The 18,298-nt window shown below is 73.1% G+C and carries 16 protein-coding genes; 4 read left to right on the forward strand and 12 right to left on the reverse strand.

Annotated features, from left to right (window positions below; genetic code table 11):
* Positions 1-47: 47 nt before the first annotated feature.
* Entirely contained in the window at positions 48-1,244 is a 1,197-nt protein-coding gene (locus AB0I82_RS26420; RefSeq protein WP_363259820.1) for an acetyl-CoA acetyltransferase, read from the reverse strand.
* A 306-nt stretch (positions 1,245-1,550) separates the two neighbouring features.
* The gene (locus AB0I82_RS26425; RefSeq protein ID WP_363259821.1) at positions 1,551-2,198 is read right to left on the reverse strand and encodes a TetR family transcriptional regulator; all 648 of its coding nucleotides are present in this window, start codon (positions 2,196-2,198) and stop codon (positions 1,551-1,553) included.
* A gap of 286 nt (positions 2,199-2,484) precedes the next feature.
* Between AB0I82_RS26425 and AB0I82_RS26430 the strand changes: the two genes are divergently transcribed.
* Entirely contained in the window at positions 2,485-3,249 is a 765-nt protein-coding gene (locus AB0I82_RS26430) for a VOC family protein (RefSeq protein WP_363259822.1), read from the forward strand.
* A gap of 667 nt (positions 3,250-3,916) precedes the next feature.
* A complete protein-coding gene (locus AB0I82_RS26435) occupies positions 3,917-6,550 on the forward strand; it encodes a PQQ-binding-like beta-propeller repeat protein (RefSeq protein ID WP_363259823.1) in 2,634 nt (877 codons plus the stop codon).
* Positions 6,551-6,607: 57 nt separating this feature from the next.
* On the opposite strand, the gene AB0I82_RS26440 is transcribed toward AB0I82_RS26435, so the two are convergent.
* A complete protein-coding gene (locus AB0I82_RS26440) occupies positions 6,608-7,531 on the reverse strand; it encodes a hypothetical protein (RefSeq protein ID WP_363259824.1) in 924 nt (307 codons plus the stop codon).
* 130 nt (positions 7,532-7,661) lie between these two features.
* Between AB0I82_RS26440 and AB0I82_RS26445 the strand changes: the two genes are divergently transcribed.
* The gene (locus AB0I82_RS26445; RefSeq protein WP_363259825.1) at positions 7,662-8,177 is read left to right on the forward strand and encodes a hypothetical protein; all 516 of its coding nucleotides are present in this window, start codon (positions 7,662-7,664) and stop codon (positions 8,175-8,177) included.
* 12 nt (positions 8,178-8,189) lie between these two features.
* On the opposite strand, the gene AB0I82_RS26450 is transcribed toward AB0I82_RS26445, so the two are convergent.
* The 3 genes from AB0I82_RS26450 to AB0I82_RS26460 all read right to left on the reverse strand — a co-directional run bounded on the left by AB0I82_RS26450 (position 8,190) and on the right by AB0I82_RS26460 (position 10,699).
* Positions 8,190-8,966, reverse strand: a complete 777-nt coding sequence (locus tag AB0I82_RS26450; protein ID WP_363259826.1) for an enoyl-CoA hydratase/isomerase family protein — start codon at positions 8,964-8,966, stop codon at positions 8,190-8,192.
* Entirely contained in the window at positions 8,963-9,388 is a 426-nt protein-coding gene (locus AB0I82_RS26455; RefSeq protein WP_363260011.1) for an OB-fold domain-containing protein, read from the reverse strand. Before AB0I82_RS26455 ends, AB0I82_RS26450 begins: the two co-directional genes overlap by 4 nt.
* Before the next feature lie 159 nt (positions 9,389-9,547).
* Complete coding sequence (locus AB0I82_RS26460; RefSeq protein WP_363259827.1) at positions 9,548-10,699, reverse strand: lipid-transfer protein; 1,152 nt, start codon at positions 10,697-10,699, stop codon at positions 9,548-9,550.
* 324 nt (positions 10,700-11,023) lie between these two features.
* On the opposite strand from AB0I82_RS26460, the gene AB0I82_RS26465 reads away from it, so the two are divergent.
* Positions 11,024-12,604, forward strand: a complete 1,581-nt coding sequence (locus AB0I82_RS26465; protein WP_363260012.1) for a FadD3 family acyl-CoA ligase — start codon at positions 11,024-11,026, stop codon at positions 12,602-12,604.
* On the opposite strand, the gene AB0I82_RS26470 is transcribed toward AB0I82_RS26465, so the two are convergent.
* Genes AB0I82_RS26470 through AB0I82_RS26495 form a run of 6 tightly spaced genes read right to left on the reverse strand, consistent with a single transcriptional unit; the run spans position 12,591 to position 18,188 of the window.
* The gene (locus AB0I82_RS26470) at positions 12,591-13,814 is read right to left on the reverse strand and encodes a cytochrome P450 (protein ID WP_363259828.1); all 1,224 of its coding nucleotides are present in this window, start codon (positions 13,812-13,814) and stop codon (positions 12,591-12,593) included. The genes AB0I82_RS26465 and AB0I82_RS26470 overlap by 14 nt on opposite strands.
* Entirely contained in the window at positions 13,739-15,157 is a 1,419-nt protein-coding gene (locus AB0I82_RS26475) for a cytochrome P450 (protein ID WP_363259829.1), read from the reverse strand. Before AB0I82_RS26475 ends, AB0I82_RS26470 begins: the two co-directional genes overlap by 76 nt.
* A complete protein-coding gene (locus AB0I82_RS26480; protein ID WP_363259830.1) occupies positions 15,154-15,801 on the reverse strand; it encodes an ATP/GTP-binding protein in 648 nt (215 codons plus the stop codon). Before AB0I82_RS26480 ends, AB0I82_RS26475 begins: the two co-directional genes overlap by 4 nt.
* Positions 15,776-16,135 carry a DUF742 domain-containing protein gene (locus AB0I82_RS26485; RefSeq protein ID WP_031051121.1) on the reverse strand — a complete coding sequence of 120 codons (360 nt, stop codon included), beginning with the start codon at positions 16,133-16,135 and terminating at the stop codon, positions 15,776-15,778. Before AB0I82_RS26485 ends, AB0I82_RS26480 begins: the two co-directional genes overlap by 26 nt.
* Positions 16,132-16,560: a roadblock/LC7 domain-containing protein gene (locus tag AB0I82_RS26490; RefSeq protein WP_363259831.1), complete on the reverse strand. Its 429-nt coding sequence runs from the start codon at positions 16,558-16,560 to the stop codon at positions 16,132-16,134. Before AB0I82_RS26490 ends, AB0I82_RS26485 begins: the two co-directional genes overlap by 4 nt.
* The gene (locus tag AB0I82_RS26495; protein WP_363259832.1) at positions 16,557-18,188 is read right to left on the reverse strand and encodes an ATP-binding protein; all 1,632 of its coding nucleotides are present in this window, start codon (positions 18,186-18,188) and stop codon (positions 16,557-16,559) included. Before AB0I82_RS26495 ends, AB0I82_RS26490 begins: the two co-directional genes overlap by 4 nt.
* Positions 18,189-18,298: the final 110 nt, after the last annotated feature.

Below are 18,298 nucleotides of genomic sequence, written 5' to 3' on the forward strand. Positions count from 1 at the left end.
CGCTCCAACGCAACCTTCGCGCGCCGTGCGGTACCGCGCCCGCGCCCTCACTCCGCCCCCAGGACCACCGTTCCGGACGAGCAGAACCACCCGCCGGTGCCCGAGGCGACCGCGAGGCGCGGCAGCCGGCCGCCCGCCTTCCGTACCTGACGGCCCTCGCCCGCCTCGCCGCGCAGCTGCCGCACCGCTTCGACCAGCAGGAACAGACCGCGCATCCCGGGATGGCAGGCGGCGAGGCCGCCGCCGTCCGTATTCGTCGGCAGCGCGCCGTCCCGGAGCAGCCGCCCCTTCTCGACGAAGGCGCCGCCCTCGCCCTTCGCGCAGAACCCGAGGTCCTCCAGTGTCACCAGCGTCATATACGTGAACGCGTCGTAGATCTGGGCGATATCGATCTCGTCCGGGCGCACGCCTGCCCGCTCGAAGGCCAGCCGCCCGGAGACGGCGGCCGGCGAGACGGTGAAGTCGTCCCACTCCGACATCGTGGTGTGCGAGACGGCGCTGCCCGAGCCGAGCACCCAGACCGGCGGCCGGGCCAGGTCCGGTACGCGGTCCTCGGCGACCAGCAGGACCGCGCAGCCGCCGTCGGAGCGGACGCAGCAGTGCAGCTTGGTGAACGGATCGGCGATCATCGGCCCGGCCAGCACGTCGTCGGTGGTGATCGGGTCCCGGTACATCGCGTCCGGGTTGGCCGCCGCGTTGGCGCGCGCCTGAACGGCGACCTCGGCGAGCTGTTCCAGCGTGGTGCCGTACTGGTGCATGTGGCGGCGCGCGGCCATCGCGTACTTGGCTATCAGGGTGTGTCCGTACGGCACTTCGAACTGCAGCGGGCCGCGTGCCCCGAAGGAGAGGTCGGCGGTGCGCCGGCGCGCCTTGAGGTCGGCGCGCGCGGTCGATCCGTACACCAGCAGTACCGCGTTCGCGTGGCCCGCGGCGATCGCGTCGACGGCGTGCGCGGCCATGACTTCCCAGGTCGAGCCGCCGACGGAGGTCGAGTCCACCCAGGTGGGGCGGAGGCCCAGGTACTCCGCGACCTCGATCGGCGCGAGCGTGCCGAGCCCGGCGGAGGCGAAGCCGTCGATCACCGAGCGGTCCAGCCCGGAGTCGGCCAGCGCCCGGCGGGCGGCCTGGGCGTGCAGGGCGTAGGGGGTGGCGTCGTCGACGCGTCCGCAGTCGGCCGGCGCCACTCCGGCGACGGCGACCCTGCGTGTACGTGACGGAGGAGTCGTACCGGTCCCGGTAGTCATGAAACTGACGGTACATCAGATAAGCGGGTACGGGCAGGCCTGCTCCGTAGTGCTGCGGATCCGGCATACGTAGGGCGCGCCCCGCCCGGATACACCTCGGACGCGGCGTCCGTATGCGCCGCGCGCGCGTCGTCCGGATACGCCTCGGGCACCGTCCGGCTCCCGATGGGAGTCCGGGCGGTGCCCGAGGTGTGTGCAGATATGGCAGGACGAAGGGCGGGCCGGTGGGGGACGCGTGCGCGGCAGGACGTGCGCGGTCCTGGCGACGCGTCGCGCCGGGGGCGGCGGTCGCTCGCCGCGCCCCGGCTACTTGGCGGGCTTCTTGCCCGTCACGCCGAGATGGACGAGCAGCGCGAGGTTCGGCTTGAGCTCGGCCTGCTTGACGCCCCAGCTGGTGAAGCCCTTCTGGTGGCCGGCGACCGCGGCGAGCATGGCGACCAGCGAGCCGGCCATCGCCGCGGGGCTGACCTCCTTGTCCACCTTGTTCTTGGCCTGGAGCTCCTTGATGGAGTCCGTAAGGGAGTTGGTGACGGCGTTCAGGATCTTCATGCGGATCTTGTAGAACCGCTTGTCGCCCTCCGCCGCGCCGAGGTCGACGACGCGCAGGATCGCGTCGTGCTTCCGCCAGAAGGAGAGGAAGCCGTCGACCAGCTCCTCGGCCGTCTGCCGGCCCGTCTTGCCGACCCAGGAGCGCCCGGCGACCAGTTCGGTCAGGCTCGCGCCCTCCTTGGCCATCTCCTCGGCGATTTCGAGGACGGCGCCTTCGACGTCGGGGAAGTACTGGTAGAACGTCGCGGGGGAAGTGCCCGCCTTGCGTGCGACGTCGATGACCTTGACGTCCCGGTACGGGGACGAACTGAGCATCTCGCTGAGGCAGTCGAGGAGCTTCTGCCGGGTCGCCTGCCCGCGGCGGCCGGCGACTCTGCCGTCGACGGTTCGAACTTGTCCTGTCATGCCGTCAGCTTACCGAGGGGTGATCGGAGCGCGATTTGGCTGCCTGCAAATGGGGATGGGGCGAATCGGGCCGGTAATCGGCTTTCGCCGCACGGCTTCGGGGTCGCGGAGCCGCCTCGACGACACTGGCCTGATCAAGTGAATCGTCTTATCAACAGCCTGTGGACAACTTCGGTGGACAACCACCCGGGGGTATGCGCAGGGGCGCGTGTACGGGGTGATGTGCGGAAGTGCGCGCGGGGGCATGCGCCGGGCGCGTGCCGGAAAGCCCGGTTACTTTGTCCGTATGACGGCTTTTGCGGAGGGTGCCCCCTGCTGGGCGGACGCGATGCTGCCGGATCTCGAAGCGGGCAAGCGCTTCTATGGAGAGCTGTTCGGCTGGACCTTCTCGGACAGCGTTCCCGAGTTCGGCGACTACACGACGGCCCTGCTCGACGGGCGCAAGGCCGCCGGCCTGCTGCCCAAGAAGGACGGCCGGATGCCCACCGTCTGGGGCGTCTACTTCGCGACGTCCGACATCAACGGGACCGTCGCCAAGGTCCGGGAGGCGGGCGGCCAGGTGATCTCGGGCGGCACGCCGATCGGCGACCTGGGAGCGATGATGCTGGGCGTCGATCCGGGCGGCGCGGTCTTCGGTGCCTGGCAGGCCGGCCGGCATCAGGGCTTCGAGGTGCAGGCCGAGCCCGGCGCGTACGCATGGATGGGTCTCAGTACGCGCGAACCGGAGGCTGTCGACGCCTTCTACGGGGACGTCTTCGGCTTCGAAGGGGTGACCGAGGGGCCGATGGCGAGCCCCACGTTCCTGCCGTGGCGGATCGCCGGGCAGGAGCGCGAGATCGGGTGCCGGATCGTGCTCGACGCGCGGGCGCCGGCCGAGCTGCCGGCGCACTTCACCGTCTTCTTCCTGGCCGAGGAGATGGAAGCGGCCCTGCGGACGGCGGTCCGGCAGGGCGGCAAGGTCCTCAGCGAGCCCCAGGGGACGCCGGGCGGCCCCCTCGCCCTGGTGGTCGACAATCAGGGTGCGGCCTTCGGGCTGATGGCGCCGAAGTAGTCCCGCGGAATGCCTCATCGTCCCTCGCGCCTCTCTCGCCCCACACGTTCAAGCTTCCCCCTTGCCTTTTGCGGTGCATTTGGCGTCACCTCGGCCCAAAACGGCCCTCCTCTTGCGAAGCAGGCGTACCGATCCGCCAATTAGTTCGTGGTCATGGCCCCCGAACGCCGTTCGGCACAGCAGAATTGGGGCGAGGCAGCTCCCGCTGCCGGGCCGCGGGCGGCGCGGCCCGGCAACGGGTCCGTGGGCTCGGCGGCAGGCCGGCTGAGCACGCGGGGCGAACAGTACGTACGGGGATGGGAATGGCGACGACGGACCGCACACCGGGGCGCGGTTACGCGCTCGGCACGTACCGGCGGGTGCGCCGGGCCGTGACGTCGGCCACCCGGTGGTCACCGGACATATGTGCGGTCGGCGCATGAACGGGGCCCGACGCGCTCCCGTATACGGGGTGTAACGGCAGGTAACGAGCCCTGCGTGTACCACTCGGCGGGACACGGGACACGACGGGAAGCCCCCGGGTTCGCAACCGTCGGCTTCGCCAGGAAGAATCAGCACGCGTACGGCCGAATCGGCCAGGCGGTGAGACGCTGCTCGGGGCGGTGGCTCTCGGTGGCTCTTGGCTTTTGAGAGTCTCTTTGACGCCCCACGGGGAGGTGGCAGGCAAGTGGTGGAGCAGCTGACGCAGCACGATCCCCGGCGGATCGGCCCGTTCGAGGTGCTCGGCCGTCTCGGTGCCGGCGGTATGGGGCTGGTGTATCTCGCGCGTTCGGCCTCCGGCCGGCGGGTGGCGATCAAGACGGTCCGTACCGAGCTCGCCGAGGACCAGCTGTTCCGGGTCCGCTTCACGCGCGAGGTGGAGGCGGCGCGCGCGGTCAGCGGCTTCTACACCGCGGCGGTGGTCGATGCCGATCCGCGCGCGGCGGTGCCGTGGCTGGCGACCGCGTACGTCCCCGCTCCCTCCCTGGAAGAAATAGTCAATGAGTGCGGGCCGCTGCCGGCCCAGGCGGTGCGCTGGCTGGCGGCCGGTGTCGCCGAGGCCCTGCAGTCCATCCACGGCGCGGGCCTGGTGCACCGCGACCTGAAGCCGTCGAACGTCCTGGTCGTCGAGGACGGGCCGCGAGTGATCGACTTCGGCATCGCCAGCGGTGTGTCGAACACGCGTTTGACGATGACGAACGTCGCCGTCGGCACGCCGGCGTACATGTCGCCCGAGCAGGCGCGCGACTCGCGGAGCGTCACGGGGGCCAGCGACATCTTCTCGCTCGGCTCCACCCTGGTCTTCGCCGCCACCGGGCACGCCCCCTTCCACGGCGCCAACCCGGTCGAGACGGTCTTCATGCTGCTGCGCGAGGGACCGGACCTGGAGGGCCTGCCGGACGAGCTGCGGCCGCTGATCGAGGCCACGATGCAGATGGCGGCCGAGCACCGGCCCAGCCCCGCCGACCTGCAGTCCCAGCTGGCGCCGCACCTCTTCGGCTCCGGTACCGACGACAGCGGCACGGCCTCGGCCTGGCTGCCGGGGAACGCCGTGGGGCTGATCGAGAGCCGGCGCGGCGGCCGGGTGGCGGCCGCCCGGCAGCCCGCCCAGCGCGCCGCGGCCTCATCGGGCCGCGCCGCCCGGGGCGGGTACTCCGCACCGCCGGAGCAGCCGCCCGCAGCCCCGCCCGTACCGTCCGCGCCGCCCCCGGCGCCGCAGCGCCAGGAGAGCGCGCCGATGCCCGCACCTACTGGCGACCCCGGATGGGCCGCTTCCGCGGCGATCGGGCCGGGTGCACGCCGGATCGGCGACCCGCGCGGCGGCGCACCGCGTGCGCAGGCGGCGCCCACCGGGCCGGTCGCGCCTGCGCCCACCGGCCCCGTCGCGCCCGCGGCCACCGGTCCCGTTGCGCCCGCGCCGCCCCAGGAGGTGGAGGGTCCGGACGGCTCCGTACGGCTCGGCGGTGCCGCGGCCCCGATAGGGCCCGGTCCCCGGCCGGCGGAGGGACACGCCCCGCAGGCGCAGCCCGCCCCCACGACGAACTGGGTACGGCCGCCGGCCGGCGTGCCGGCGCCGGGGCCCGCGGGCCCGCCGCCCGCGGTGCCTCCGCAGCCCGCACCGGGCCCGCAGGGCGCCCACGGCGCGCCCGCGACGGGTCAGCCCGGCGATCCCGCGGCGCAGGCCGGACACGGCCGCTGGCGGCCCTGGCGCTTCCGCATGTCCAACGACGTGTGGGGCACCCCGGTCGTCTCCGGTGACCTGCTGTACGTCACGTCCTTCGAGGTGCACGCGCTCGATGTGGCCAGCGGGCGGCGCCAGTTCAAGACCCGCGAGGTCGCCTGGGCGATGGCCGTCGCGGACGGCCGGATCCACGCCTCGGACGGCCCGAGCCTGTACGCGCTGGACGCCACCGACGGCTCCGAGCTGTGGCGGCTGAACACCGAGGGCTGGGTCTACAGCCTCGGAGTCGACCGCGGCACGGTCGTCACCGGCACCCGCGGCGGCGGCGTGCAGGCGTGGGAGGCGGCCAACGGAGAGCTGCTGTGGGAGATCGGCGGCGCACAGACCGACTTCGAGACCGCCGAGTCAGGTCCCGTCGTGCACGAGGGCACGGTGTACGTCTGGGCGGACGCCCGGCTGAAGGCGCTGGAGGCCCGTACGGGCGCCGAGCGCTGGTCGTACCCCATCGGGGACGCGGCGTCCTGCGGCGGGGTGCCCGTGCGGCTGCTGACCGCCCCGGACGGCGTGGTCTACGTCGCGGCCGGCACGCGCATCCTGGCCATCGAGAGCAACCGCGGCGACGTCCGCTGGCACTTCGAGGCGCCGGCCGTCTTCCTGGCGCCGCCCGCGTACGCCCCCGGTCCCGCCGTCACCGGCGGCGGCATCTACCTCGCGGACTACCTCGGCACGGTCTACGCGCTGGACGCGAACGACGGCCGGGACCGCTGGCGGATCGCCACCGAGGCGCGCCAGTCGACCGAGCCGGTACTGGTCGCCGACGGCGCGGTGCACCTGGGCAGCGGCAACGCCCTGTACACGCTGGACGCGGTCTCGGGCACGCCCCGCTGGCGCTTCCAGGCGGGCGGGGAGGTCGTCGGGGCACCGGTGGCCGCGGACGGCCGGGTGCACTTCGGGTCCGCCGACCACTGCCTGTACACGCTGGACGCGATGGGCGGCCAGCTGCGCTGGAAGCTGGCGACCGGCGGCGAGATCACCGGTACCCCGGTGGCCGCAGCGGGCGTCGTCTACGCCTGCAGCAAGGACCGCTGTGTGTACGCGCTGGACGCCGCGAAGGGTACGGGGCAGGCGCGGCGCTCCTAGGGGCGCCGCGCGGGCCTGTCGGCGGGGGCCTGCGCCGGCCCTAAGGGGGCCGGACGGCTAGCGCTCCTCGGGCGGGCGGCCCTTTCCGGTCTGCCGGTCGCCGAGGACGGGCGGCAGCGGCTGTGTACGGTCGGCCGGCGGGGTCGGCGGGGTGGGGTGCGCGTCTTCGGTCGGCGGCTCGCTCCGGTACGGGCGGTCCTGGTCCGGGTACGGCCTCTCGCCCTGATACGGCTGCTGGGACGCGGCTGTCGGTGTACCGGCCGCGGGGGTGGTGCCGTCGTGCGTCGTCGGGGGCCACGGCTCCGGTGCGGGGCCGCCGGCCGAGGACCCGCCGGCGCCCGGCCACCGGACGGTCTGCTGCGCGGGCTGCTCTTCATAAGGGGCGATGGGCGGCTGTCCGTAGGGGCCGTCCGGAGGCGGCGCATACGGGCGCTGATCCGGCTGCCCCTCATAGGCGTACGGCGCGCCCCCGGGCCCGCCTTCGTACGCGTACCGGTCGTCGGGCTCTCCTCCGTACGGTGCGGGCGCGTACTCCTCCTCGCGCTCCCGTGCCTTCCGGCGCCGACGGGCCCGGCGGCCGCGCATCAGCAGCGCGCCCAGCAACAGCAGGACGCCGCCGCCCAGCGCCACCGCGACTCCCAGGCCCAGGCCGCGGCCCCCGTTCCCTACGGTGAGGCTGCCGGCCGCCTGGCCCTGCCGGACCATCCACAGGATGGTGAAGCCGAGCACCACCAGCCCCGCGAGTGTGATCACCAGGCGGGACCGCAGCACCACGCCGATCAGCGTCAGCACGGCCGCGACCAGCATCGGCAGCAGGAGCGAGCGCATGACATCGGCGCCGCTGCCGGTGATCCCGTTGAAGAGGTCCGCGATACGGATGTCCTCGCCATGACGGCCGTCGTACCAAGGACGGAAGGGGCTCCATACGGCGGCCGCCGCTCCGATGAGGGCGATCAGGGAGCCGATTACGTTGCGCACCACAAGCGTCGCCTCGCTTCGCATCGTCCTGATGCCTCCACAGCCGACGCTACGCCGTGCCGCCGCGGGCCGCCACGGCAATCCGGCCCCGGTATCGTGACGTGCGCTCGTCAATGAACCGGGGGAAATTCTCATGTCACGCCGTCATCTGCGGCTCACGGCCGTCGTGGCCGTCGTCCTGCTCACGCTCACCGGCTTCCGGCCGCACGGCCGTGGCAGTGACGGAGGCGACGGCGGTGGCGGCGGCTGCAGCGCCCACTCCAGCAGCGGCTACCACGGCAGCAGCCACTATGACGATGACGACGACTACGACGATGACGGCTACTCGGGCAGCGGCGGCTCGGACAGCAGTCCCAGCGCGAGCGCGGCGCCTCAGGGCACCGTCGTGGAGTGCGTCTCGGAGCACGCGAAGGCGGCCCATCCGGGTGCGAAGGTCCGCCTGACGGGTGACGGCCTGTACGACGAGGTGACGATCACGGTCGAGTTCCGCGGTGCCAATGGTGCCGTCGTGGACACCGGCAAGAAGAAGGTCGACCCGATCCTGGACGGCGAGGACGACGCGCACGGGGACCCGGTCTTCCGGATTCCCATGGCCCATCCCGACCGGGCCGGCAAGGTCGCACGCTGCGAGGTCCGCAGCGTGCGCTGACCCCGTAGGGGCTCATCTCACCCGAGGGGCGCCGGCCTTCCGTCGCTCCTCGAAGAGCTTCGTCTGCCGCTCCGGAGGCAGGTTGCCGAGCGCTACAAGGTGTGGGGCGTGCGCCAGCGCCTGAGTGCGGGCCGCCTCCTTGGCCGCCCAGAGGGCCCGTACGGTCCCCTGTACGGCTTCCGTGGGCTGGGCGGCGACGGTCTCGGCCGCGCGCAGGGCGGCCGGCAGTGCCTCGCCCGCCGGCGTCAGCTCGGAGACCAGCCCCACCTCGTACGCGCGGCGGGCGCCGAGCCGCTCGGCGGTGCCCATCAGCGCGAGCCGGGCGATCTCCCCGTACGGCATCCGCTGCGCCATGAGGACCGACTCGTACGCACTGACCATCCCGTAGGTCGTGTGCGGGTCGAAGAACGTCGAGGTCTCGGAGGCCACGATGAACTCGCACTCGCCCAGCAGGTAGAACGCGCCGCCGCAGGCCATGCCGTCGACCGCGGCGAGCACCGGTTTCCACAGGTCGGCCGCCTTGGGGCCGATGCGCAGCAGCGGGTCGTCGAGGGAGTACGGGGAGGCGGGCTGCGGCACGTGCACCGAGCGGTCCACGCCGGTGCAGAAGGCGCGGCCACCGGCGCCGGTGACGACCGCCGCGCGCACGGTGTCGTCGAAGCGCAGGGCGCGCCAGGCGCCCGCCAGTTCCTCGGCGGTCGCCAGGTCGATGGCGTTGAGGCGGTCGGGCCGGTCGAGGGTGATCAGGGCGACGCCCTCGGTGGCCCGGGTGTCGACGCGTACGGTCACGGGCGCTCCAGCAGCCAGCGGGGCACGGTCACGCCGTCCGCCATGTCGTGGAAGGTCACCTTCACCGCCGCGCCGATGCGCAGCCGTTCCGGGGGCACGGAGTTCAGCGCGGCGTCCGGCGCGCTGACGAGGTTGCCGACCAGCCGGATGCGCGGCGCTTCGGCCAGCTCGACGACGATCGCGTTGTACGGCGCGAGGGCGGCGTACGCGGGCAGCAGCGGCGGGTGCGGCCGGACGTAGGACCAGATGCGGCCGCGGCCGGACATCCGCCGCCACTCGCTCGCGAAGGACTGGCAGTGCGGGCAGCAGGGGCGGGGCGGGAAGCGCAGTTCGCCGCAGTCGGCGCAGGCTTGGACGCGCAGTTCGCCGCGGTCCGCGTACGCCCAGAACGGCGCGCCGTCCTCGTCGGGGACGGGAAGCAGAAAGCCGTCGGCGGTGGTGGTGCCGGTAGCGGCGGGGGCGGTGGCCGTGGCGGGAGTGACGGAGTTTTCCACCGCGGCGGTGTTGTCCACAGGCCTGGCGGACGCGGTGCGGTTGTCAGTGGCGGCTGTCACACTCGGTTTCATGAATTTCACTGACAGTCAACTCCTCAGCAAAAGCGCGGAAGTCGGGACGCCCTCGCCCGCGGTGACGAGGCAGGTCGTGGCGTCCGGCACCTGTGCGGTGCTGGTGCCGCGCAGCTGCTTGACGCCCTCGGTGATCAGGTTGAAACCGTGGACGTATGCCTCGGAGAGGCCACCGCCGCCGGTGTTCAGCGGGAGCCGGCCGCCGATCTCCAGGGCGCCCTTCTCGGTGAAGGCCGCGCCCTCGCCCCGCCCGCAGAAGCCGTAGCCCTCCAGGGAGAGCGGTATGAGCGGAGTGAAGGCGTCGTAGATCTGCGCGACGTCCACGTCCTGCGGGCCGAAGTCGGCGGACTTCCACAGGTGTCGGGCGGCGGTCCAGGCGGGTCCGGTGAGCGGGTCGTCGTTCCAGTAGTTGACCATGCCGTGGTGCTGGGCGGGCAGGCCCTGGGCGGCGGAGTGGACGTAGACGGGGGTGCGGCGGCAGTCGCGGGCGCGCTCGGCGGAGACCAGGACGCAGGCCAGCGCGCCGTCGGTCTCCAGGCAGTTGTCGAAGAGGCAGAGCGGCTCGCTGATCCAGCGCGCGGTCATGTACATCTCGCGCGTCAGCGGGCGGTCGTACATGACGGCCGCGGGGTTCTGGTTGGCGCGATTGCGGCAGGCCAGCGCGACGTTGAACAAGTGGTCGCGGGTGGCTCCGTACTGATGCATGTAGCGACGGGCGAGCATCCCGATCTCGTCGGCCGGGCGCAACAGGCCGAAGGGGCGGGTCCATTGAGCGGGGGTGGGAAGTTGAACGGCAGTGTTTTTCCAGGGGCGAGGGCCGGAGCCGCGCTTGCGCGAGCGCCAGGCGACGCCGACGGTGGCCTGGCCGGTGGCGATGGCGGCGGCCAGGTGCGCCACGGTGGCGCAGGAACCGCCGCCGCCGTAGCCGGCCTTGGCGAAGAAGGTGACGTCGCCCGCGCCGATGGCCTTGGCGACCTCGACCTCGTCGGTCTCCTCCATGGTGTAGGAGGCGAAGGCGTCGACCTCCGAGGGGGCGATGCCGGCGTCGGCCAGGGCGGCCGTGATCGCGCGGCAGGCCAGCGTCTTCTCGGATTCGGGAAGGCGCTTGGCGAAGGGTGTCTGTCCGATGCCGGCTATCGCCGTAGCGTCCTTGAGGGTCGCCCCCATCGCCACCTCCGTGGTCGGTCGTCCGGCCGGTCGTCCGTACTGCCATCCGTACTGGCATCCGTGCTGACAGCCGAGGAGGCTACCGCTAATCTGACGACCAGTCAGCTAACTGGCACAGGGTTCTCCCGGCCGGTACGCGCCGCACGGCTCCCGGGCGGGCTCCCGGACACCCCGTACGGCCCGCCCCGGCGCCGGGGGAGAAAGGCAGGCGCGATGCCCGGCGAGGTGCGGCGGCAGAGGGGCGGGGAGGGCAGCGGCGCCCCGGGGGAGCTCGGGGGTCCGGACGGACCGGCGGATCCGCGGGCCGACCTCGAGTTCGGGACCATTCCGCGGCTGGTGCGAGCGGCCGCCGCTCGGTACGGGGGGCGTGAGGCCGTGGTCGAGGGGCGGGACCGTGTCTCGTTCGAAGAGCTCGGGGCGCGGGTCGAGCGCGCGGCCGCGGCCTGTATCGCCGCCGGCGTCGCGCCCGGCGACCGGGTGGCGGTCTGGGCGCCGAACACCGCGGACTGGATCGTCGCCGCGCTCGGCGCGGTGTCGGCGGGCGCGGTCCTGGTGCCGGTCAACACTCGCTTCAAGGGCGCCGAGGCCGCCTACGTGCTGCGCCGCACCCGCGCCCGGCTGCTCTTCGTCACCGGCACCTTCCTCGGCACGTCGTACGTCGCCTCGCTGCGCCGGGCCACCGCGGAAGGCACGGGGCGCGGCCCGTTGCCGGGCCTGCCGGACCTGCGGGACGCGGTGATGCTCGCCGACGACGCGCCCGTCGGCTTCCGTACGTGGCGGGAGTTCCTGGACGGGGGCGACCGGGTGCCGGCCGCGGCCGTACGGGAGCGTGCGGACGCCGTGGCGCCCGACGCCCCGTCGGACATCGTCTTCACCTCGGGCACCACGGGACGGCCCAAGGGCGCCGTGATCACTCACGCCCAGACGCTGCGTGCGTACGGCGTCTGGAGCGAGCTGGCGGGGCTGTGCGAGGGGGACCGCTATCTGATCGTCAACCCGTTCTTCCACACCTTCGGCTACAAGGCAGGAGTGCTGGCCTGCCTGCTGCGCGGCGCGACGATGGTCCCGCAGCCGGTGTTCAGCGCCGACACCGCGCTCGCCAACATCGCCGCCGAGCGGATCACCGTACTGCCGGGGCCGCCGTCGCTGCACCAGCAGTTGCTGGACCATCCCGCGCGCGGGCGGCACGACCTCTCGACGCTGCGACTGGTGGTGACCGGGGCCGCGGTGGTGCCGTTGCAGCTGGTCGAGCGGCTGCGCGGGGAGCTGGGGATCGCCACCGTACTGACTGCGTACGGCCTGTCGGAGAGCTCGGGGGTGGTCACGATGTGCCGGCGCGGCGATCCGCCCGAGGTGATCGCCGGCACGTCGGGCCGGGCGATACCGGGCACGGAGCTGGCGGTGGTCGACGCCGAGGGGCGCCCGGTGGCCCCGGGGCGGCCCGGCGAGGTACGGGTGCGCGGCTATCACGTCATGACGGGCTACTTCGAGGACCCCGAGGGCACCGCCCGCGCCGTCACCCCGGACGGCTGGCTGTGCACGGGGGACGTGGGGGTGCTGGACGAGGCGGGCAATCTGCGGATCACCGACCGGATCAAGGACATGTTCATCGTCGGCGGGTTCAATGCCTATCCGGCCGAGATCGAGCAACTGCTCCTGTGCCACCCGGACATCGCCGACGCCGCCGTGATCGGGATACCGGACGCCCGGCTGGGCGAGGTCGGCCGGGCGTACGTGGTGCGGCGTCCCGGCGCGACCGTGTCGGCGGACGAAGTGCTCGTCTGGTCGCGCCGGGAGATGGCCAACTACAAGGTGCCAAGGGAGGTGATGTTCCTGCCCGAGCTGCCGCGGAACGCCAGTGGCAAGGTCCTCAAGGGGAAGCTCCGGGTGCTCAGCGGGCGTTGAGGCGGACCGGGAGCGACTGGACGCCGTTGCCGATGAACGAGCCGGTGGCCTGCAGCGTGTCGGGGGAGGCGGCGAGCTGCAGGTCGGGGAAGCGGTCGAGGAGCGCCGGAAGTGCGGTGCGGGCCTCCATGCGGGCCAGCGGCGCGCCCAGACAGAAGTGCACCCCGTGCCCGAAGGCGAGGTGCTCCCGGTCGGCGCGGCGCAGCTCGAAGGAGTCGGCGTCCGCTCCGTGCCGCTCGGGGTCCCGGCCGGCCGCGGCGTAGGCGGCGAGGATCGGGTCGCCCTGGGGGATGACCGTGCCGTCCGCCAGCGGAATGTCCTCGACGGCGTACCGCAGCGGCAGGTTGGCGATGCTGGGCGCCCAGCGCAGCGTCTCCTCGATGACGTCGTCCCAGCCGGCCCGGCCGGAGGCCAGCAGGGCGCGTTGCTCGGGGTGGGTGAGCAGGGCGTGGACGGCGTTGCCGATGAGGTTCACGGTCGTCTCGTAACCGGCGCCGATCACCAGCAGGAGGGTGTCGAGCAGTTCCCGCTCCTCCAGGCGGGAGCCGTCGTCGTCCCGGGTGGAGACCAGCACGCTGGTCATGTCGTCGCCGGGCTCCCGCCGCTTCAGGGCGATCAGGTCGCCCAGTACGGCGGTGATCTTCGCGGCGGTGGCGGACGCCTGCTCGGGGGTGGCGGTGGTGTCGAAGACCTCGGCGATGACCTGGCCCACCTCGGCCCTGGACTCCTCGGGGATGCCGAAGAGTTCGCAGATCATCCGCATCGGAAGGGGGTGCGCATACGAAGAGATCAGATCGACCGGCTCGCCGGCGGGCGCCGCGTCCAGGTCCGCCAGCAGCTCCTTGGTGATCCGCTCGACGCGCGGGGCCATCGCCTCGGTGCGCCGCCCGGTGAAGGCGGGTGCCACGAGCTTGCGCAGCCTGCGGTGGTCGGCGCCGTAGGCGGTGAACATGTTCGTGACGCCGACCCAGGACTGCAGCCAGCTGTCGTGGTGTTCGCCGTTCTGCCAGGCGGGCCAGTGCTGCCGGGGGTCCTTGCTCACCCGGTCGTCGGCCAGCAGCCGCTTGAGGAGGGCGTGGCCGCCGATCGACCAGGCCCGTATGCCGCCGGGCAGTTCGACGAGCGCGGCGGGGCCTATCGCGCGGAGGCGGGCGGCCTCGCCGGGGAGGTCGGTGCCGGCCGGGTCGATGGCGACGGGCTGCTGTCCCATGGGGTGGCTCCTGCCTGATCGGGGGTGAGGGGCGTGAAGCGGGCCGGGAGCGCGGCCAGCGCGCGGTGAAAGGCGCCGACCCGCCACTCCAGCTGATCGAAGGGCACGGTGAGTTCGATGTCGGAGAGCCAGGCGGTGAGCCGCTCGATGGCGGTGGTCGCGATGAGCAGCGCGGTGGTGCGTACGGGGCAGGCGTGCGGTCCGGCGGCCCAGGACAGGTGCGCGCCGCCGCCCGCGCCGGGCTGCTCCAGCGGGACGGTGCCGAACTGTGCGTTGGCCGCGGCGTACGAGACCATCGTGAGCTGGCCCGCGCGGATCCAGGTGCCGTGGAAGAAGACGTCCCGGCGGGGGAAGTGCGCGGAGTAGTTGCCGAGCGGCGGGTCGTTCCACAGCACGTCGTTGATGGCGTCGCGCGCGGTGAGCGCGCCGCCGGACAGGGTGCTGTAGTAACGGTCGTCGGAGAGCATGCGGGCGAGCGCGTTGCCGATGAGGTTGGTCGTCGGCTCGTGCCCGGCGCCCATGGTGAGGACGATCTGGTGAATCAGTTCCTCGTCGGTGAGCCCGGCGGGGTGGTCCATGAACCAGGAGGTGAGGTCGGGGCCGCGGCGCTCCTTCTTGGCGGCGACCAGCTCCATGACGTACCGCTCGTACTCCGCGTTGGCCCGCGCGGCCTCTTCGGGGCTGCGGCCCTCCAGCATCCCGGCGAGGGCGGAGATCAGCCGGTCGCTGTAGGAGTCGGGGAGCCCGAAGACCCGGTTGAAGATCATCAGCGGCAGCACGCGCGCGTACTGGGTGATCAGGTCGGCCCGGCCCTCGGCGCCGAACCGGCTGATCAGCGTGTCGGCCGCGCCCTGCACGTATCCGCGCAGCTCGTACGGTTCGAGCAGGGCGAAGCTGTCGGTGATCACCTTGCGGTAGCGGTCGTGCGCCTCGCCGTCGCTGAAGAAAACATTGGGCCGCCAGGCGAGCATCGGCATGACCTGCGAGTCCGGGCGCACGGTCGGCATCCAGGGGCGGGAGTCCTTGGACCAGGTGGCGTCGTCGTGCAGCAGCTCCAGCGCGGCGCGGTAGTCGGTGACCAGCATCGCGGGCACGCCCGGCGCGATCTCGACCTGCGCGACGGGCCCCTGCCGCCGCAGCTCGGCGTAGATGCCGTGCGGGTCGGCCGCGAAGTCGGGCCCGTACAGCCGCACGGCGTCCTGCGCCGCGGCATAGGGCGCGGCGTGCGGGGAGGCGTGCGGGGGCGCTGGAGCAGACGTCGGCGGGGCCGGTTCGGCGGCCGCGTGGGCATGGGCTGGGCAGCCCGGAGGCGGCATGGCCCCGGGCCGGTGGGGGGAGGTCACGGGTTCTCCATGGGCGTGTGGTCCAGGACGTGCCGGACGAGGGCGATCAGCGCGTCGAGCGACTGGTCGCGGTCGCGGGCGTCGCACAGCACCAGCGGGGTGTCCTCGTGCAGATCGAGGTGGTCGCGCAGGGTCTCGACGGTGTGGTCGGGGGCGTCGGGGAAGGTGTTGACCGCCACCGCGTAGCGCAGCCCGGCCTCCTCGATGATGTCCATGACCTCGAAGGAGTCGGCCAGCCGCCGGGTGTCGGCCAGTACCAGCGCGCCGACCGCGCCGCGCGCGATGTCCTGCCACAGCGGCCGGAACCGCTTCTGGCCGGGCGTGCCGAAGAGGTACAGCACGAGGTCGCCCGCGAGCGTGATCCGCCCGAAGTCGACGGCGACGGTGGTCGTGGTCTTCTCGCGGACCCCGGCGAGGTCGTCGACGAGCGCGCCGGTCTGCGTCATCACCTCTTCGGTGTGCAGCGGCGGGGTCTCCGACAGGGCCCGGATGAACGTGGTCTTGCCGACCCCGAAGGGCCCCGCGACCAGCAGCTTCACCAGGGTCTGGTCGGTACCGGACAGGTACCTGGCGCCGGCGTCGGCGCCCTCGGCGGCGCTGCGCGTGCCGCCGGCCGCGCTAGGACTTGAGAGTACGGAGTCCATCGAGGACCCTCTCCAGAATCTGCCGGTCGATCTGCTCGGCTTCGGGGATGGGGGAACGGGCGTGCAGGTGCCCGGCGTCGACGAGGTCGGCGACCAGTACCTTCACGACACTGACCGGCAGTCGCAGGTGGGACGCGGTCTCGGCGACGGTCAGCGCGCCCGGCCGCAGCAGCGCGAGGACGCGGAGCGCCTCGGGGCGCAGCCCGGCGGGCGCGGTGACGGTCGCGCCGTACAGGACGGTGAGCCGGTCCAGGGTGTTGCGGCTGGGGCGGGCGCGGCCGCCGGTCGCCAGATAGGCCGGTACGAGACGCCGGTTGCTCTGGCGGGGCGTCATGCGGGAGAACCCGCTTCCCGCGGCGGCGAGCCCATCGCCTTCGCGCCCAGCGTGGCGACCTGGACCTGCATCTGGTGGGAGACCACGCCCATGTTGACGTCGGGTCCGGCGAAGACCGCGAGGCAGGTGTTCTCGCCGGCCGGGATGGCGATCACCCAGCCCTCCGCCGACTCCACGACGGTCTGCCGCAGCCGGGCGTCGTCCTGGCCGGTGAACGCGGCGGTCACGGCGCGGCCCGCGCCCTGCAGCGCCGACATCATCGCGGCCACGCCCTCGGCGGCCTCGCGGGCGAGGCCGGGGGAGGAGCCTTCGATGAAGCCGTCGCCGGAGATGACGGCCGCGTGCAGGACGTGCGGCAGCTCCAGCAGCGGTGCCAGCACCCAGGACTGGTCCTGTGTGACGCGGCGGCGGACGGGGGTGCTCATGCTCGGTCGTTCCCTTCGGAGCGCGGAATTCGGTACTCGGCTTCGGTCCGCCCGGAGGCTTCGGCCCGCCCGGAGAGGGTGCCGCTCTGCAGGGCGGCCCAGCGGGTGGCGGACTCCTGCGGGCTGCGCTCGGCGACGGGTTCCGTACGGGGGAGGGCGGGCGCGGGCTCGGTGGCGGGCCGACGGCGTCGGCGGCGCGGCAGGTGCTCGGTGCTCCCCGCATCGGGCGCGGACTCCGGCGTGCGAACGGTCTCGGACTCCGGCGTACGCGCGGCCTCGGGCTCGGGCGTACGAGCGGGCGCGGACTCCGGCGTACGAACGGTCTCGCGCTCGGGCATACGAACGGGCGCGTGCTCCGGCGCGACCTCGGCCACCGGCGCGGCCGGCGCACCCGGCCCCGCCACCGGCGCGGCCGGCACACCCGCCACCGGCGCGGCCGCTGAACCCGCCACCGGCACCGAGCCGACCGCCGGCGCGGCCGGCGAACCCACCGGCACCCCCAGCGGCGTCGAATGCGCCCGCACCATCTGCGGCGGCAGCGGGGCCATGGCCGACATCGGCTGCGCCGTCTCGTCCAGCAGCGTCAGCAGCGGATCGCCCGGGATGTACACGACGGCCCGGACGCCGCCGTACGGCGAGGACTCGACGTGCACCGTGAAGCCGTACTGGCGCACCAGCTGCCCGACGGCGGCGAATCCGGACCGCGGCGGGTCGCCCAGCTCCGTGAACAGCACCTGCTCCCCGCCGCCCAGCAGCCGCGTCGCGTGCGCGATCTCATCGGCGTGCATGCCGATGCCGTAGTCGTCGACGATGACGGACGCGCCCCGATTGCCCTGCTGGAGCGTGACGACGACGGGCAGTTCGTGGTGGGAGTGGTGCAGCGCGTTGGCCAGCAGCTCGGTGAGCGCGATGGCGACCGGCTCGACGGCGCGCGCGACCACGCCCACCGGGTCCCGCAGCAGATTGCTGACCTGGACGCGCTCGTACCCGCGCAGCCGCGACATCGCGCCGACGACGAGGTCGGCCAGGTGCGAGTCGTCGCGGGTCAGTCCCGGCCAGGCGCCGCAGACCACGCCGGTGGTCTGCACCCGGCGCAGCGCCTGCTCGTTCAGGAAGTCGGCCTGCAGCAGGTCCTGGGCGACGGCCTGGTCGTCGTACCGGTGCTGCATCTCCTGGAGCAGCGTCTGCAGCCGGTACAGCAGCGCCTGGATGGTCGTCGTGGCGCCGCGCATCGTGGCCTGCGCCGCCTCGTCGACCCGGGTCCGTTCCTTGGCGACCGCCTGCGCGAGCTGGTCCATCGCCGAGGTCAGCGAACGGTCCACGTCGGTACCCGTGAAGCGGGGGTCGCGCAGCCCGCGCACGGCGACGTGCGGGTGGCCCAGCGAGGTGGCGAGGTCGGGCAGCCGGGCCTCGGCGAGATGGCGGAGTTCGTCCTCCGTGGCACGCAGTTGGGCGGCGAGCTCGGCGTGGCCGCGCTCGGCGGCGGCGCTGCGGGCCTCGGCCGTGGCCAGATGCCGGCGCAGGGCCTGGGTTCCCTGCCGGGCCCGGACCAGAAAGAGGATCATCACCACCGCGGCGGCCGTGCCCGCGCTCAGGCACCACAACAGTGTCGCCGGTATGGAAGTCATCAAGGTCCTTGTGTGGGGGGTGGGTTGGCGGCGGCGAACGAACACCTGATCGTCGCCGCGATGTTACCCACGAAGCCACCTTTCGCACGCCCAAGTGGGAAAGCCGCATT

It is taken from the genome of Streptomyces sp. NPDC050315 (genome assembly GCF_040655775.1).
GTDB lineage: Bacteria > Actinomycetota > Actinomycetes > Streptomycetales > Streptomycetaceae > Streptomyces.